Source organism: Aeromonas rivuli, from assembly GCF_020149575.1.
Lineage (GTDB): Bacteria > Pseudomonadota > Gammaproteobacteria > Enterobacterales > Aeromonadaceae > Aeromonas > Aeromonas rivuli.
In genome coordinates this window covers 3,361,614-3,376,878 of record NZ_CP079742.1, presented here as the reverse complement: position 1 = coordinate 3,376,878, position 15,265 = coordinate 3,361,614, and the positions used below count along the sequence as shown (strand labels likewise).

12 protein-coding genes are annotated in these 15,265 nt (G+C 60.3%); 9 read left to right on the top strand and 3 right to left on the bottom strand.

The genetic code is table 11. The features are described from left to right. Positions 1–97 precede the first annotated feature (97 nt). Complete coding sequence (gene mscM, locus KYK33_RS15540) at positions 98–3,367, bottom strand: miniconductance mechanosensitive channel MscM (protein ID WP_224431112.1); 3,270 nt, start codon at positions 3,365–3,367, stop codon at positions 98–100. A 156-nt stretch (positions 3,368–3,523) separates the two neighbouring features. Between mscM and KYK33_RS15535 the strand changes: the two genes are divergently transcribed. Continuing rightward, the gene (locus tag KYK33_RS15535; RefSeq protein ID WP_224431111.1) at positions 3,524–4,864 is read left to right on the top strand and encodes an MATE family efflux transporter; all 1,341 of its coding nucleotides are present in this window, start codon (positions 3,524–3,526) and stop codon (positions 4,862–4,864) included. A gap of 74 nt (positions 4,865–4,938) precedes the next feature. Here the strand turns inward: KYK33_RS15535 and KYK33_RS15530 are convergent, their stop codons facing one another. Further along, positions 4,939–5,766, bottom strand: a complete 828-nt coding sequence (locus tag KYK33_RS15530; protein ID WP_224431110.1) for a M23 family metallopeptidase — start codon at positions 5,764–5,766, stop codon at positions 4,939–4,941. A gap of 296 nt (positions 5,767–6,062) precedes the next feature. Between KYK33_RS15530 and KYK33_RS15525 the strand changes: the two genes are divergently transcribed. The 6 genes from KYK33_RS15525 (at position 6,063) to KYK33_RS15500 (ending at position 12,643) form a co-directional block, all read left to right on the top strand. Then, positions 6,063–6,608 carry a fimbrial protein gene (locus KYK33_RS15525; protein ID WP_224431109.1) on the top strand — a complete coding sequence of 182 codons (546 nt, stop codon included), beginning with the start codon at positions 6,063–6,065 and terminating at the stop codon, positions 6,606–6,608. A gap of 10 nt (positions 6,609–6,618) precedes the next feature. Next, positions 6,619–7,380 carry a fimbria/pilus periplasmic chaperone gene (locus tag KYK33_RS15520; RefSeq protein WP_052448199.1) on the top strand — a complete coding sequence of 254 codons (762 nt, stop codon included), beginning with the start codon at positions 6,619–6,621 and terminating at the stop codon, positions 7,378–7,380. 209 nt (positions 7,381–7,589) lie between these two features. Continuing rightward, positions 7,590–10,043, top strand: a complete 2,454-nt coding sequence (locus KYK33_RS15515) for a fimbria/pilus outer membrane usher protein (protein WP_224431108.1) — start codon at positions 7,590–7,592, stop codon at positions 10,041–10,043. Next, positions 10,040–10,777, top strand: coding sequence for a fimbrial biogenesis chaperone (locus tag KYK33_RS15510; RefSeq protein ID WP_224431107.1), 738 nt, complete (start codon positions 10,040–10,042; stop codon positions 10,775–10,777). Before KYK33_RS15515 ends, KYK33_RS15510 begins: the two co-directional genes overlap by 4 nt. Before the next feature lie 59 nt (positions 10,778–10,836). Further along, the gene (locus KYK33_RS15505) at positions 10,837–11,832 is read left to right on the top strand and encodes a fimbrial protein (RefSeq protein ID WP_224431106.1); all 996 of its coding nucleotides are present in this window, start codon (positions 10,837–10,839) and stop codon (positions 11,830–11,832) included. 37 nt (positions 11,833–11,869) lie between these two features. After that, positions 11,870–12,643, top strand: coding sequence for a BPSS1780 family membrane protein (locus KYK33_RS15500; RefSeq protein ID WP_224433033.1), 774 nt, complete (start codon positions 11,870–11,872; stop codon positions 12,641–12,643). A gap of 39 nt (positions 12,644–12,682) precedes the next feature. Here KYK33_RS15500 and KYK33_RS15495 read toward each other — a convergent pair whose 3' ends face one another. Next, positions 12,683–13,579: a LysR family transcriptional regulator gene (locus KYK33_RS15495; RefSeq protein ID WP_224431105.1), complete on the bottom strand. Its 897-nt coding sequence runs from the start codon at positions 13,577–13,579 to the stop codon at positions 12,683–12,685. Positions 13,580–13,694: 115 nt separating this feature from the next. On the opposite strand from KYK33_RS15495, the gene KYK33_RS15490 reads away from it, so the two are divergent. Together KYK33_RS15490 and KYK33_RS15485 are read left to right on the top strand one after the other, a co-directional pair. Then, positions 13,695–14,555 carry a Vmh family MBL fold metallo-hydrolase gene (locus KYK33_RS15490; RefSeq protein WP_224431104.1) on the top strand — a complete coding sequence of 287 codons (861 nt, stop codon included), beginning with the start codon at positions 13,695–13,697 and terminating at the stop codon, positions 14,553–14,555. A 71-nt stretch (positions 14,556–14,626) separates the two neighbouring features. After that, positions 14,627–15,256 carry a DsbA family protein gene (locus KYK33_RS15485; RefSeq protein ID WP_224431103.1) on the top strand — a complete coding sequence of 210 codons (630 nt, stop codon included), beginning with the start codon at positions 14,627–14,629 and terminating at the stop codon, positions 15,254–15,256. The last annotated feature ends 9 nt before the right edge of the window (positions 15,257–15,265 follow it).

The following is a 15,265-nucleotide window of genomic DNA, read 5'->3' as shown; positions in this document are numbered from 1 at the left end:
GCTCCTGTTGTCGGTGTCGGTGCACGGCGCGGCGCTTGTTGCACCCTACCAGCCCCGCAGGGTGCAATGAACAACGTGAATTGCATCGCTATCCATATCATCCCCGGCTCATCCGAATGTCGATTTGTTGGTGAGGCAGATGCATGCCTAACTGATGCAGTTTTTCCAGGATGGCCGAGTGGACCTCGTGGGTGATCGGCATCCGGTGATCCATGTTGTTGACGTAGAGCCGGATCTCGTAGATGAGCGCCGAATCGGTGAATTCGATCAGGAACACCTCGGGGATCGGGGTATCCAGCACCAGGCTGGATTCACGCACGCACTGCTCGAGCAGCTGCTGCACCCGCTTGGGATCCTGGGTCAGGCCGATGCGGATACGCAGTTTGACCCGGGTGATGGCATCGGACAGGGACCAGTTGATGAACTGTTCGGTAATGAAAGCCTTGTTGGGCACAATGATCTCTTTTCTGTCCCAGTCCACGATAGTGGTGGCCCGGGTCTTGATCTTGGAGACTGTCCCGGTCAGATCGCGGATGGTGACGGTATCGCCGAGCCGGATCGGCTTCTCAAACAAGATGATCAGGCCGGAAACGAAGTTGGCAAAGATCTCCTGCAGGCCGAAGCCCAGCCCCACCGAGAGCGCCGCCACCAGCCACTGGGTCTTGGACCAGTCGATGCCGAGCATGGAGAAGCCGGTCAGGGCGCCTATCAGGATCACCATGTATTTGCTGACGGTGGTCAGTGCAAAGCCGGTGCCGGGGGAGAGGCTCAGGTGTTGCAGCAGGGTGAGCTCCATCAGACCCGGCAGGTTGCGGGCCGTCATCACCGTCAGGATGAAGGCGAACAGGGTCAGCATCAGATCCTGCAAGGTGATGGCCGAGAGCTGCTCTATGCCCGCCACCTTGCTGCTCACCTGCCACACTTCGATGTTGCTCAGGAAACTGAAGGCCGAGTTGAGATCGGACCATTGCACCACCACCAGTATGGTGAAGCCCAGCATCAGCAGGGTGCGGATAAGGCCGAGGGACTGGGCACTGATGGTGTCCAGATCCAGCTCCTGCTCCTCCACCACATCCGGGATCTCCGAACTGAGGTCATCTTGTTCTTCCCGTTCACGCTGGGCCAGGATCTCGGCGCGGCGGCTCTTGGCGCGATCGAAGGCGAGTCGCCTGCGCTGGATCAGCATCCAGCGCCTTGCCAGGTAGTAGACCAGCAGGCAGCCGAGCCCCATCAGCAGGCTCACTTCCAGTTGGCGCAGCAGGATGCGGGAGGTGTAGAAGTAGCCGAGCAGGGCCCCGGTCACCGCCACCAGGGGCGCCAGCATGAGGGCGTTCCAGATGAAGTGGTGCAACAGGTGTGGCTTGTTCATGTCTGCCTGTCCCCAGGTGAGCGGCAGCCGCTCATGATTGAGGCGCACGAAGAAGAGCAGCAGCCAGAGCGCACCCACGATGAAGGCGAGTCGCCCCAGGGTGTCGTAGAAGGCGTGCTCTTGATAGCTGTCGGCCATGCCCTGCACGAAGAAGCTGGGGATCAGGATCAGCAAGAGGGTGCGGAACTGGCCCCAGACGCGGGTCACTTGCACGCCACTCCAGCCGAAGTGGTGAATGAGTATGCCTTTCTCCAGGGTGAGATGGCGCACCAGCAGCAGGGCCAGCAGCAGGAACCAAATCTCGCCGAGCCCCTTGGCGACGGCGATGGCGAAGGGATATTGCCAGGCCCCCTCCAGCTGGTAGCGCAGTAGCAGTGCCATGGCGGGCAGGGGCAGGGCGGCGACCAAGGATCGCAGCAGCAAACGACTGGTCAGGCTGAATTTGTCCTGGGTTACCTTGCCGACCCGTGAGGCTATCTGCTGGCTGAAATTGCTCAGATGGCGGGCCAGCCGGATCCAGAGCCCGAATAGCAGCAGCAGGGTGAGGACGATGAAGGTGAGGCGGGTGGCGCCCTGTTCGGCCAGGGCCAGGGGCAGTTGCCACCAGTTGGCAGGATCGAATGCCAGTCCCAACGCGGCAGGCACCCCGAGCAGGACGGCCGGGGTCAGGGGAGGCACATCTGGCAGCCAGAACAGATGGCTGGCGCTGAGATCGCGAATTTCGTCTATTTTGCTGTTCTGGCGGATGTAGAGCAGCTTGAGCCTGGTCTGCTCCTGGATCAAGGTATCGGCGGCATCATTGAGCCGGGTCAACAGCAGGCGACGCGTCTTGAGCAGGTTATCGAGCACTGTGATCTGGGTGCGGTCGAGCTTGTTGTTCTCCTCTTCGAGCAGTTTATCCCGGACGTGAGCCGGATCCTTGAGTCCCTCCTGCTCCCCTTCATAACGGTATTTGGCGATGCGCGACTGCACTATGGCCGATTCGAGCTTGTCGAGGGGGAAGTGGGCGGGCAGGTCGGCCAGTTTGCTGCGCAGGTTTTCACCGTAAGCATTGCTTATCTGCAGCCATTCGAGCTGTTCGCGTACCGAATCGACCAGGTCATTGAGGTGGGAGAGGCTGTTGTCCAGATCCCGCTGCTCGTCTTGCACCCTTTCTATCTGCTCTTCCAGGGTACCGAGCTGGATGGAGAGCGTCTGGTTCTGCTGTTGCTGCTCCTGCAGCAGCGGCATGTCGGCGGTGAGCTGGGCCTTGAGCCGCGCGCTCTGGGCCAGGGTGCGTTCGGTATTCTGGCGTCTGAGCAGGTTCTGCTGGCCGATGAGGGCATTTTGCCATTCATCTTCATCCGTGATGGCGAGGTTGAGCCCCTGTACCTTGAGCTTGGCAAGATCGCTGCGTTGCTGGGCGGAGAGCTGTTCCAGCTCCAGCATCTGGATCCGGTCAGACAGCGCCTGCTCCTTGAGGCGGGTCATCAATTGCAGTGCCTCATGCTGACGATCCGACTCGCCACTGAAACTCATCCGATCGAGCTGAGCGCGGGTCTGTTGCAGCTGCTTGCGCAGCTCATCGATACGCAGGTGAAACTCCTGGCCGGTGATCTCCTGCTGATTGAGGTTGTCGATCAGCTCCTGACGCTCCTTGCGCAGGTTGAGCTGGCGATTGTTGCTCAGCCCCAGTGCCTGACGCAGGGCATCCTCGCTCAGGCTAGCGAGGGGCACCCTGTTGGCGGGCTGGTAGTTGTGCAGGGCATCTTTGAGCCGTGCCGACTCATTGGGGTAGTCGATCATCAGCTGTTGATAGGCTTTACCCTGTGCCCGGTAGCGTTCCGCATCCCGGGCGTATTGCAGTGCCTGCTGATAGCTTTCCCGCAGCTTCTGATGCTCAGGTGCATCGCCCTTGGGCACGCTCTGGAGCAGCTCCTCTATCTGCGAGGTGGCGTCATCGGCCTGGGAGAGCAGGGGAAGGCAGAGGAAAAGCAGGGGGAGCAGGCGTTGCAACATGAGGCGCGTTTCCGTTCGAGAGAAGAGTCCTAGCCTAAAGCAGGGCTCTGGGCGGGTAAAGTTTTACATATTAATGATTCGTAACATAAATAACGGGTAGGGATGGCTTTGTTTGGCTATTATTCTGCCCCCTCCTGTTTCGTTGTTGAGAGTCCTATGTCGACCCTGGATCTGGGCACTGCCCCACTCGGCCGTCTGTTCTTGCGCTATGTCACACCGACCGTGGCCGCCATGCTGGTCACGGGTATTTATGTCACCATAGATGGCATTTTCGTCGGCCACATTCTGGGCCAGGATGGGCTGGCGGGCATGATGCTCGCCTATCCCATCTGCGCCGTGCTCTATGCGGTAGGTGCCCTCATCGGCATGGGCGCCAGTGCCCGGGTCTCCTTCTTGCAGGGCAAGGGGGAGTCGGAACTGGCCCGGTTGATTGTCGGCAATGCCTTGCTGCTGGTGCTGCTGGCATCCTTGCTGCTCAGTGGCATCGGTCTCATCTATGGGGATGGGCTGTTGCGCTGGATGGGGGCCGAGGGTGCCGTGTTCGAGGCAGGCATTGCCTACCTCGACTGGTACGCCCTGCTTGGGTTCTTCGCCGTGCTCTCCATGGCCTTTACTGCCCTGCTGCGCAACGATGGCCGTCCAGGGCTGGCTACCTGGATCCTGGTGGCCGGAGGCGTGCTCAATGTGCTGCTCGATTATCTGCTGATGGTCGTGTTGCCATGGGGGCTGGCGGGGGCCGCCATCGCCACCATGCTCTCACAAGCGATGACGGGGGGGCTCTGTCTGTGGCACTTCCTCGGCCGCCGCAGCCAGCTACGCATTCGTTGGGACAGCCTGCGTCCGGATTGGCGTCAAATTGGCCAGACGTTGCAACTCGGCTTTTCCAGCTTCCTGATGTACCTCTATCTCTCCGTGGTGTTGGCCATGCATAATAAGGCCCTGCTAGGGGTGGGCACCTCGTTGCATGTGGCCGCCTATGGTGTGATCAGTTACACCGAGGCCTTCTTCTATCTCATCTTCGAGGGGATCGCCATGGGCATCCAGCCCATCGCCAGCTTCAATGCCGGGGCTGGTCTGTGGCACAGGGTCATTCGCGTTCGCAACCTGGCGCTCGGTGCGACCCTCGCTATCGCCTTGGTGGCCCTGTTTCCGCTCTACCTCTGGCCAGAAGGGGCCGTTTATCTGTTTGCCGGTGACAATCCTGGGTTGTTACCTGTGGCGACGCTGGGGATCTGGCTCTACTTCTGGGGCTTGCCGCTGGAGGGATTGCTGCTGGTGGGCGCCACCCATTTTCAGGCCATAGGGCGAGCCCGGTTGGCATCCCTGCTCACCGGCGGCAAGCTGGTGCTGATCGGCGGCTTCTTGTGGCTATTTTCCACCCTGTGGGGCGTGGCCGGTGTCTGGCTGGCCCTGCCCAGCAGCAGCGCCCTGCTGGTGGCCATCATGATCTGGGCCATGGGCCAGGAATCTGCGCTGCATGGCCGCGCCGCCCCTTGAACCCAGAGCACGGGTGAATGACAGAAAAAAGGCAGCCGATGGCTGCCTTTTTTCTGTCTGTTCGATAGTCGAGGTCAGGGTTTGAAGGCACCGATAAAGATGGCGGGATCGACCCGGCTGTCGTTGAGGCTGACGTTCCAGTGCAGATGGGGACCTGTGGCGCGGCCAGTTGAGCCGACTCGACCGAGAATGCCGCCCCTGGGCAGGCTCTGACCCACAGTCACATCCACCTTGGAGAGATGGCAGAACATGCTGATCAGCCCCTGGCCGTGATCGACAAAGACGGTGTTGCCATTGAAGAAGTAGTTACCGACGAGGATGACCTTGCCCGCCGCGGGAGCCTTGACGGGGGTGCCGGCACCGACCGCAAAGTCGAGCCCGGAATGGGGATTGCGCTCCTCGCCATTGAAGAAGCGCCGCAGTCCGAATGGGCTGGAGAGGGGCCCCTGTACCGGCTTGTCGAACAGCAAGTTGCTCGGCTGGATGGGGCTAAAGGTCTGATAAGCCTGGGTCTGCTCGGCCAGCTCGCGTTGGATGCGGGCGAGATCATCCGGGTTGGGATTGACCTGACGCTTGTTGTTGAGCTTGATGTGCTGCTCGCGGTAGTGCTTGCCTTCGACCTTGAAGGCGAGGGTGCGGCCATCGGCCAGGTCGAGCTGATGCCCACCGAGTTTGCTCTTGAGCGGAATGCCGACGATGGCGATCCACTGTTTACCTTGTTCCTTGACCACCAATACGGGTTTTCCCTCATAGCGAGGAGCGGGTGTCTGGCTACCCTCATCGAGAGGGATCACGGCAACGCCACCGGGAACGGGTTGATTGAGCAGACGGCTGATAAAGCTGGGTTCAGCCTGCAAGGCTGCACTGCACAGCAGCAGACAGAGGGGGAACAAGAGGCGCATGACCACTCCGGATAGGGGAAAATTGCAAAGGGGCTATGATGCCACATCCTCGTTTATCTGTCTGACATCTCCAGGTTGAATAGTACTTCCCCCTGAAACAAGGAGTGGTTCACTTGGGGCTTTCTCTATATTTGGCCTGCGACAGGCACAGCGCCACAGGTTGTGCTATTTACTAATAAGTCATTAATTTTCGGTCGTTAAATGACACCCATCAAGGATGATGTGCCGGAGATAGAAAACAGAGCATTGCCAGCACACCGAGTTGAGCTATCCCAACGGGTTAGGTGGAGGTTGTGATGAAAATAAGTCTTCTTGCGGCTCTTGGACTCTCGGCCAGCTTGTTGGCCTCGGGGTCTGTCTTGGCCTTCAATGGCACCATAACGATCACTGGGGAGGTCACGGCGGGAACCTGCGACATCTCTGTCAACGGCGGCAGTGCCTCGGCGATTGTGACCCTGCCCACCGTCAGTACCAATGCGCTATCCGGTCTCGGAGTCACCGCCGGCGCGACAGGTTTCAACCTGGAGCTCACCAGTTGCCCGACGACGGGCTCGGTACGAGCCTATTTCGAGAACTTTGGCGTGGCCCAGAGCACCGGCAACCTGAGCAACAAAGCGGTGGCGTCCGGGGGCAAGAATCCGGCAGCGAATGTGGAGGTGCAGATCCTCGCATCCGACAGTACGCCTATCGATCTGAGAGATAACACGGGCAACGATGTGCTGGTTGATTTCAATGCGACCGGTGATGCCACCCTCTATTACAGCGCCCAATACATAGCCACTGGGGCTGTGGGGGCAGGGTTGGTGTCCGCTGATCTCATTTACTCTCTCGACTATCACTGAGATCAGCCCCATGAGCATGGCATGGCGTCTGGCCCGTCTGGGTGGCATGTGCGGCCGGTTTCTGCTCCCTGGGGTGGTGATCTTGCCCATGTTGGCCTGGGGCCAGGTCCAGATATCTGGCACCCGGGTCATCTATCCCTCCACGGCCCGTGAGGTGACGCTGGAGCTGACCAATAAGGGCACGCTGCCCGCGTTGGTACAGATCTGGATGGACAGCGGCGATCGTCGGATCCGACCCGGTGCCGACAGATTGCCATTCCTCATTACTCCCCCCATTACCCGAATAGAGGCCCTGCGAGGCCAATCCCTGCGCCTGGCTTATGTGGGGCAAGGGTTGCCATCCAACAAGGAGTCGGTGTTCTGGCTCAATGTGCTGGAGGTGCCGCCCAGCGCCAAGTCTGCCGTGGCGGGTCAGAATCTGGTGCAACTCGCCTTTCGCTCTCGCATCAAGCTGTTCTACCGGCCCCAGGGGCTAGCCGGTGACATCCAGAAATCCGCCAATGGTTTGCAGTGGCAACTACTGCATCAGACGAGTGGTTATGTGCTGCGTGCCAGCAACCCGAGCAGTTACCACGTCAGTATCAGCCATCTCGATCTGACGACTGTTCAGGCCGGGCAGTATGCCAATCGCAGTGGTGGCATGGTGGCGCCTGGGGCCAGCTTTGATTTTCCTCTGGAACGATTGAGCGGGCCAGTGCAGGCCAAGACGGTGACCTTCTATTGGCTTAATGATTATGGTGCCCGCGAGGTGGGCCGATTCGCGTTCAACTGACGAGCACCGGGTCGGGGGAGTAAGCCCGGCATCAGGTCTTCCCGCATTCGATGTCAGTCTGTATCTGGAGGGGGTGCGCCGTGATTGCCAGTGAGCTCCCTGCCGCCGTGTCGATGACTGGCCATCATGTTTACCTCCCCCCTTGCCGGATATCTTGCCGGGTTACACGTATTTTCCTGCTTATAATCCTGCTCATCGCTCATGTCGCAATGGCCGCTGAGACCGTGCAAACCAAGGCGGTAGCGGCTCCCGAACCGGTGGAGTTCAATAGTCAGCTGCTCGATGCGCTTGGCATGGACATCGACCTGACCCGCTTCTCCCGCGCCGACTTTGTGCCACCAGGCATGTATCAACTCGACATCATCATTAATGGCCAGGACAAGTTGAGCCAGCAGCTAGAGGTGAGGGCGAGCGCGGATCCCCAGTCACCCCGCTTCTGCTTCAAGGCGGGTCAGGTCGAGCAGTGGGGCTTGCTGATAGACCAACTTCCTGATCAGGAGACAGTTAACGCCCTGCTGCAGAGCGATTGCATCGAAGTCGACGCTTTGGTGCCTGAGGCCCGTTTCACGCTGGACCTACCCAGCCTGACGGGTGCCCTCAGCCTGCCACAGGCCTATGTCGGGCGAGTACGCCGCAATTATGTGGGGCCGGATCAGTGGGTGGAGGGGATCAATGCCGGTTTTGTCGGTTATAACGCCAACCTCTACTACAGCGACCAGCAAGGCGCATCAGACCGGCTCAGCAGCAACATCAACCTCAATACCGGCCTCAATCTGGGAAGCTGGCGTTTACGTCATAACGGCTCCTTCCAGAGCGAAGGGGACTATCAAGCGCTCAACAGCTATGCCCAGCGGGATATCACGGTGCACAGAGCCCAGCTCACCTTGGGAGAGTATTTTACCCCGGGGGACAGCTTTGACAGTGTGCCCTTCACGGGGGTGCAGCTGGCCAGCGATGATGCCATGCTGCCGGATTTTGAACGTGGCTTTGCCCCTGTGGTACGCGGCACCGCCGAAACCAATGCCAGGGTCACCATCCGTCAGGGAACGGCGCTCATCTATGAGACCCAGGTTGCCCCAGGTGCTTTCGCCATCGACGATCTCTACGCCACCAGTTTTGCGGGGGATCTCGATGTGACCATCACAGAGGCGGATGGCCGTGAGCGCAGCTTCACCCTGCCATTCTCCTCCGTGGTGCAGATGCTGCGCACCGATGCCTCCCGGTTTAGCCTGACCCTGGGACAATATCGCAATGATGAAGGGGAGGATGGCCCCAACTTCTTGCAAGGCACCTACAGGCGTGGCCTCTCCAATACCCTGACTCTCTATGGCGGCACTATTGCGGCGCAAGATTATGGCGCCCTGCTGGGTGGGTTGGCGGTGGGATCCGATTATGGCGCCCTGGCACTCGATCTCACCGGTTCCTGGGCGCGGGATCTTCCCCCCGAGTCCGGCTTAGCCGGGGATCTGTCGGGGCAGAGTTATCGGGTGACCTACAGCAAGCAGCTGGACTACACCCGCACCTACTTCACTCTGGCCGCATACCGATTCTCGAGTGAGGGGTATCTGGATCTTGATGATGTGGCGGCATTGCAGGGGGATCGCCTCAATGTGTTGCAGCGGGAGCGCAACCGCTTCCAGCTCAACATCAGCCAGCCGGTGGGAGAGCTGGGCGATCTCTACTTCAGCGGCATCGCCCGCAACTACTGGGGGGGAGAGCCGAACAACAGCAGCTTCCAGCTGGGTTACAACAAGGGATTTAGCTGGGGCAGTCTCTCCCTCTCGGTCAGTCACTCCCTCAATGAAGACGACGGCGGGGATCAATATGTACTGAGTCTCAGCATTCCCATCGGTGAAGCGCTCGGCGGGCCAAGACTGAGTAGCACCCTCTCCTATCAGGAGGGACAGGGCTACAGCGCCCGTGCCGATCTCAATGGTGGTGCGCGTGATGGCTTGCTCTATTACGGGCTCTACGCCAGCAAGAATGGGGGCGGGGCACCCAGCCACTATGGCTATGGCGGCAACTTGCAGTATCAGGGGGCGGCGGCTCAACTTGGGGCCAGTACCAGCCAGGGAGATGGTTACTCCCAGTACGTTGCTTCGGCCAAGGGGACCTTGCTGGTACATAAAGATGGGTGGGTACTGGGGCAGACGCAGGGGGAGACAATGGCGCTGGTGGAAGCCAAGGGCGCCCAGGGGGCCAAGATAAGCCATGGCATCGGCAGCGAGGTCGATGGGGATGGTTATGCGGTATTGGCCGGGCTCAATCCCTATCGTAACAACATCATCAGTCTGGATCCGGGCGGCCTGCCGGTGGACGTGGAGATAGATGGCAGTGCGCAGATGGTGGCCCCGAGGCGCGGCGCCATCGTCAAACTCGACTATGAGACCCATATTGGTCAACCCTTGCTGGTGCAGGCCCAGCTACCGGATCGGATGACGCTGCCGTTTGGCGCCGATGTGATCGATAGCAGTGGCCGCTCGGTGGCCGTGGTCGGCCAGGGGGGACTCATTTTCGTGCGTGGTGAGCAGGGTCAGCTTCACGTGCAGTGGGGCAAGGAGGGAAGCCAGCGCTGCCGTCTGGACTATCGACAACCCAAGCCGGACCCTGCCATTCCCTATCAGCAGGTGACCGCGCTCTGCCAGCCGGAGGAGACACCATGATGCAAAGAGGCGGGCTCTATTGTCTGATGCTGTGCTCGCTCCTCCTGTGGGGAGAGCAGGGGCGGGCAGCCATCAATCTGATGGCGACGCGTCTCATCTATCCGGGCGGGGCACCGGAAGCCAGTCTCAGGGTGTTCAACGATGACCAGCGGCCCAGCTTGTTGCAGGTCTGGGTCGATGAGGGGGATGCGCAGCAGGGACCGAGTCAAAGCAAGGCGCCATTCCTGGTGACCCCTCCCATGATGCGGCTGGGGGGGGGCAAGGGCCAGACGCTGCGTGTTTACGGGACTGATACCAAACGTCTGGTGCAGGATCGCGAATCTCTGTTCTGGCTCAATGTGCTGGGTCTGCCCCCCAATGCGGTCACTGACGGGGCCAGGGTGCAGCTCGCTTATCGCACTCGCATCAAGCTGCTCTATCGACCCGCTGGCCTGCCTGGTTCAGTGAGGGAGGCGGTGACTCGGCTGAATTGGCAAACCGGGCCGGGGCTGGGGGTGACTGTGTTCAATCCCGGTAGGTTTTATATCAGCCTGAGCGAGGTGTTGATCTCCCATGGTAAAAAGCCGCTGGTCTGGCAAGAGGCCGCCCTGATCCCGCCTCTGGGCAAGCTGTTCCTGCCCATGGCGGGGGGGAGTGAGGCCCCATTGCAGGGTGCCCATGGCCGAGTGCGCTGGATTGATGATGATGGCAACTATCATGAGCAGGATTTTCGATTGGGGCAGGGGGCAGGATGATAAGTTTCAAAAACCATACGTGGGTGAATTGGGCCCGGCCGGTGACTCGGCGAGTGGGTATGCGGGGAGTGGTCTTGCTCGGCGCGCTGTGCTGCCTGCCCGAGGCAAACGCCGTCAACGGCCAGTGCACCAGCCCCTTCCTGGCTACAGTCCCGGTGACCAACCCTGCCAGCGTCTATCAACCGGGGGATACGGCCACTGGCAGTTTTGCCACCACCAGTACGGCGACCTGCGACTGTACCGGCATCGGTATTGGTCTCTTGATGACGGTTTACTACCAGGGGACCACCACCTTGCCGACCATTGCCGACCCCCTGGGCACCCTGATCAAACTCAATGATTATTTCGGTCTCAAGGCGGAGTTCAATGCCGGAGGGGGGTATCAAACCGTCCCCTTCAACAACACAACGACAGGTCTGTTGTCCGTTTGTGTGGGGGGGCTGTTAAATGTGTCTGTGCTAGGGGGGATCAGCGTCAATGGTGGGCGATATACCCTCAAATTGCTCAAGGGGATTACGGGGACCCAAACCTTCAGTGGCACTGTCGCCAGCCTCTTCGTGCGCCGCGCCGCTATGCCCAGTACCGCGGTTGGTAACGAGTTCAGCCGGCTGGCCATGAATATCAGCATCACCTCGACTCCGAGTTGTCAGTTTCCGGCGGGCACCAGCATCCCCCTGGATCTCGGCGCCGTGGCCCAGAGCGCCTTCGTCGAGGGGGGCGTGCCACAGGGTTATGCCCCGCGCAGCGTCAACGTGAGTGTGACCTGCAGCCAGATCCCTAGCGACTATGTGACTCCGCTCAGTTACCGTTTTGGTGGCGCCCTCACCAGTCAGGGCAACTTCATCAGCACCAGCCTGGCGGGGGTCGGTATTGGCTTGTTCCAACAGGATACGGATACCCCTATTCCATTTGATACAGCCATCGAGGTACCCTATTCGCAAAGCACCCATAAGACTGACTACAGGGTGAGGGTGTATCCGACCAAGCTGCCCGGTCAGCCGGTACGAACCGGGCCCTATACGGCCACCGTCATGGTGACGGTGACTGTGCCCTGAGCCGCCCTCTGCCCGCCCATCCGATCGAGGCAACATGATGAGTACCCAGAGCGCCCTGCGCACCGAACCCCAGCGTCATCCCATAGGACGTGGCTGGTTATGGATCCGTAGCGGATTCGATATCTTCAACAAGGGCATGGGACTGAGCGTCGCCATGTTGCTGCTCTGGCTGGGGGTTGGCCTGCTGATCGAACAGCTGCCCGCAGGAGGCTTCATCTCCCAGCTGCTCTACATGGTGTGGATGGCCGGCTGGATGGTGGTGGCCAAAGGGGGGGATGAGCAGGGGCGCTTGACCTTCTCCGACCTGTTCGCAGGCTTTCGCCATCGCTTGACGCCACTGATCATGGGGGGCCTGTTTGCCCTTGGTCTCTTCACCCTGATCGCCATGCTCTGTTTCGGACTGCTCTCATTGTGGGGGCTGAGCGATCTGTTTAGTCAGGATCCCGAACAGCTCTCCCTGACGGTGGAGCAGGCCAGAGGCGTGCTGCTCTGCGTACTGCTGGGGATGCTGCTGCTGGTGCCGGTATTGATGGCGATGACCTTTGCCCCCGCCCTCATCTATTTCCATGATGTCGGAGCCTGGCAGGCCGCCAAGCTGAGCTTCATCGGTTGTCAGCGCAATATGTGGCCCTTCCTCTGGTGGGGCTTGCTGGGCTGCGTGATGTTGCTACTCGGCACCCTGCTGATGCTGATTGGCCTGCTGGTGGTGTTGCCTGCGCTCAACTACTCCATCTATATGGCATACAAGGATATTTTCCTCATCGAGCAAGAGGGGGAAGAGCCAGTGGCGCTGACCGGTTTCGAAGCCTGATCCTGCCTTCTTCCTATCAGGGGCCGCAAGGCCCCTTTTTTATCGCCAGAGTGGATCGGCTGCCATGCGCGCGACCATGAAGTCGAGGAAACTGCGCAGCAAGGGAGACATCTGCTTGCGGGTACCATAGACACCGTAAACGCCCATTTGCTTGGGTTGCCAGTCGGGCAGCAAGGCCACCAGCTCACCTCGTTCGAGATGCGTTTTAACCGAATAGTGGGGCTGCAGGCTGATGCCTGTGCCCGCCAGCGTGGCGGCCAGAAGCAGATTGGAGATATTGGCGCTCAGATTGCCGCTGACGGGGACCGACTGGGGGCCCTGCTGACCATCAAATTGCCACAGGCTCTTGCCGAAGTAGGTGTAGGTGAGGCAGTTGTGCAAGGCGAGATCTTGCACCTGTTGCGGTACCGGATGGCTGGCGAGGTAAGCCGGGCTGGCGCAGACCACCGAGTGGCAGGTGCCGAGCCGGCGGGCAACCAGATTGGGGTCCAGATCGTTGGTGATCCGCACGGCCAGATCGATGCGCTCCTCCACCAGATTGACCGTTCTGTCCAACAGCAATATGTCGATGGCGGTGCCTGGATAACGGGCCAGATAGTCATTGGCGATATTCACCAGCAAGGCCTCGGAGAGGGAGTAGCTGCTGGTGATGCGCAGCAAGCCCTTGGGGGCATCCTGGCTCTGCACTGCCAGCTGCTCCATCTCTTCGCCCAGGGTCAGCATGGTACGAGCTCGCAGCAGCGCCTCCTCACCCGGCCCGGTCAGGCTGAGGCGGCGAGTGGTCCTGTGTAGCAGGCGGGCTCCCATCCAGCGCTCCAGCTCGGCCAGGTAGCGTGACACCATGGCCCGCGACATCTCAAGCTGCTCTCCCGCGGCGCTCAGGCTGCCCTGCTCCACCACGCTGACAAAGACCCGCAGGGCGGTCAGTCGATCCATGTTTGCCTCTATATGCTCGATTTATGCAACAGTGAGGTGACTATTATGCGGTATTTGCAACTCAACCGTTCTAATAAACTCTGTTCATCCCGAATCCATCATTAGGAATGACGCAATGAACAAGCACGCACTTCGCAACCTGACCCTGGCCACCACAATGCTCAGCGGCGCCGCACTAGCTGCCCCTCTGACGGTGACCGTCTACAACCCTGGCGAGCAGGGGATCTTCCCGGTCTCTTCCGAGATAGTGGCAGGAGACAAGGAGGCCATACTGGTCGATGCCCAGTTCGGGGTCGGTGATGGCCAGGCGCTGGTCGAGTTGCTGCACAAGAGTGGCAAGACGCTGACCACCATCTTCATCAGTGGTGGCGATCCTGACTTCTATTTCGGTCTTGAGCCTCTCAAGGCCGCCTTCCCGAACGCCAAGATAGTGGCCAGTCAACACGTGGTTGACCATATCAAGGCGACCAAGGATGCCAAGCTGGCTTACTGGGCCCCCATACTGGGCGACCAGGCGCCCAAGAGCCTGATAGTCCCCGAGGTGATGACGGCATCCCACCTGACGCTGGAAGGCGAGCGGATTGAGATCAAGGCAATGAATACCCCGAGCGCCTATCTGTGGGCTCCCTCTATCAAGACCGCATTGGGTGGCGTGCCTGTTTATCACGGAGTCCATGTCTGGATGGCAGACAGCCAGACCAAGGCGGCGCGGGCGCAGTGGGTCAAGACCCTCAATGAGCTGCTGGCGATGCAACCTGCTCGCGTGATCCCGGGCCACTTCCTGGGCGCCGAACCCAAGGGCACCGAGGCGGTGACCTTCACCCGCGATTATGTGCAGCGCTTCGAGCAGGAGCTGGCCAAGGCCAAGGGCTCAGACAGCCTGATCCAAGGCATGAAGCTGGCCTTCCCGGCGCTGCCTGCCGATGACGGTCTGGCTATCGGCGCCAAGGTCGCGACTGGCGAGATGAAGTGGTAAAGCAATAAGCCTGCTTCCCTGTGTTTTTTACCGGGCCCTTGGCCCGGTTTTTTCAAGTTGGATACGATGCCATGAAGATGAATGAAACGACATTGCACTACATCTATGACCCCCTCTGCGGTTGGTGTTATGGCGCGGCCCCCCTGCTTGCAGCGGCCGCGAGGCAGGCCGGGGTGAGGGTCAAGTTGCACCCGGGAGGCTTCTGGCTGGGCCCGCGTCGCCAGCCGATGGGAGCGGCGCTGCGTGATTATGTCAGGCCCCATGATGAGCGGATCCAGGCCCTGACCGGCCAGCTTTTTGGGACACGCTACTTCGACGAGTTGTTGCTGAGCGAGGGCCTGTCCCTCGATTCCGAGCCGCCTATTCGCGCCATACTCGCGCTCGGATCTCTGGGGGGCGACGAGTTGACCATGTTGCAACGGATCCAGGAGTCCCACTATCGGGATGGCCTCTGGGTCGGGGACGTGGCGCGGCTGGCCGGTCTCGCCGCCGAACAGGGGGTGGACGAGGCAGCCTTCCATCATGCCTATGAGGCCCAGGCGCTGGAGCCAGCCCTGCAAGAGAGTCAGCGCTGGTTAACCCGGCTCAAGGGTCAGGGGTACCCGACCCTGGGGCTGGCGCGGGGCGAGACGCTGGAGCGGCTCGACATCGCTCCCTATCTGGGAGATGTGGCTGGGTTTCTGGCGCGATTGGCCGACTAGGTTGCCTTG

Excerpts from the sequence above, each read along its gene's own strand:
- KYK33_RS15495 (WP_224431105.1), bottom strand. The coding sequence starts at position 13,579 with ATGGATCGACTGACCGCCCTGCGGGTCTTTGTCAGCGTGGTGGAGCAG.
- KYK33_RS15485 (WP_224431103.1), top strand. The coding sequence starts at position 14,627 with ATGAAGATGAATGAAACGACATTGCACTACATCTATGACCCCCTCTGC.
- mscM (WP_224431112.1), bottom strand. The coding sequence starts at position 3,367 with ATGTTGCAACGCCTGCTCCCCCTGCTTTTCCTCTGCCTTCCCCTGCTC.
- KYK33_RS15505 (WP_224431106.1), top strand. The coding sequence starts at position 10,837 with ATGCGGGGAGTGGTCTTGCTCGGCGCGCTGTGCTGCCTGCCCGAGGCA.
- KYK33_RS15510 (WP_224431107.1), top strand. The coding sequence starts at position 10,040 with ATGATGCAAAGAGGCGGGCTCTATTGTCTGATGCTGTGCTCGCTCCTC.
- KYK33_RS15525 (WP_224431109.1), top strand. The coding sequence starts at position 6,063 with ATGAAAATAAGTCTTCTTGCGGCTCTTGGACTCTCGGCCAGCTTGTTG.
- KYK33_RS15535 (WP_224431111.1), top strand. The coding sequence starts at position 3,524 with ATGTCGACCCTGGATCTGGGCACTGCCCCACTCGGCCGTCTGTTCTTG.
- KYK33_RS15515 (WP_224431108.1), top strand. The coding sequence starts at position 7,590 with ATGGCCGCTGAGACCGTGCAAACCAAGGCGGTAGCGGCTCCCGAACCG.
- KYK33_RS15490 (WP_224431104.1), top strand. The coding sequence starts at position 13,695 with ATGAACAAGCACGCACTTCGCAACCTGACCCTGGCCACCACAATGCTC.
- KYK33_RS15500 (WP_224433033.1), top strand. The coding sequence starts at position 11,870 with ATGAGTACCCAGAGCGCCCTGCGCACCGAACCCCAGCGTCATCCCATA.
- KYK33_RS15520 (WP_052448199.1), top strand. The coding sequence starts at position 6,619 with ATGAGCATGGCATGGCGTCTGGCCCGTCTGGGTGGCATGTGCGGCCGG.
- KYK33_RS15530 (WP_224431110.1), bottom strand. The coding sequence starts at position 5,766 with ATGCGCCTCTTGTTCCCCCTCTGTCTGCTGCTGTGCAGTGCAGCCTTG.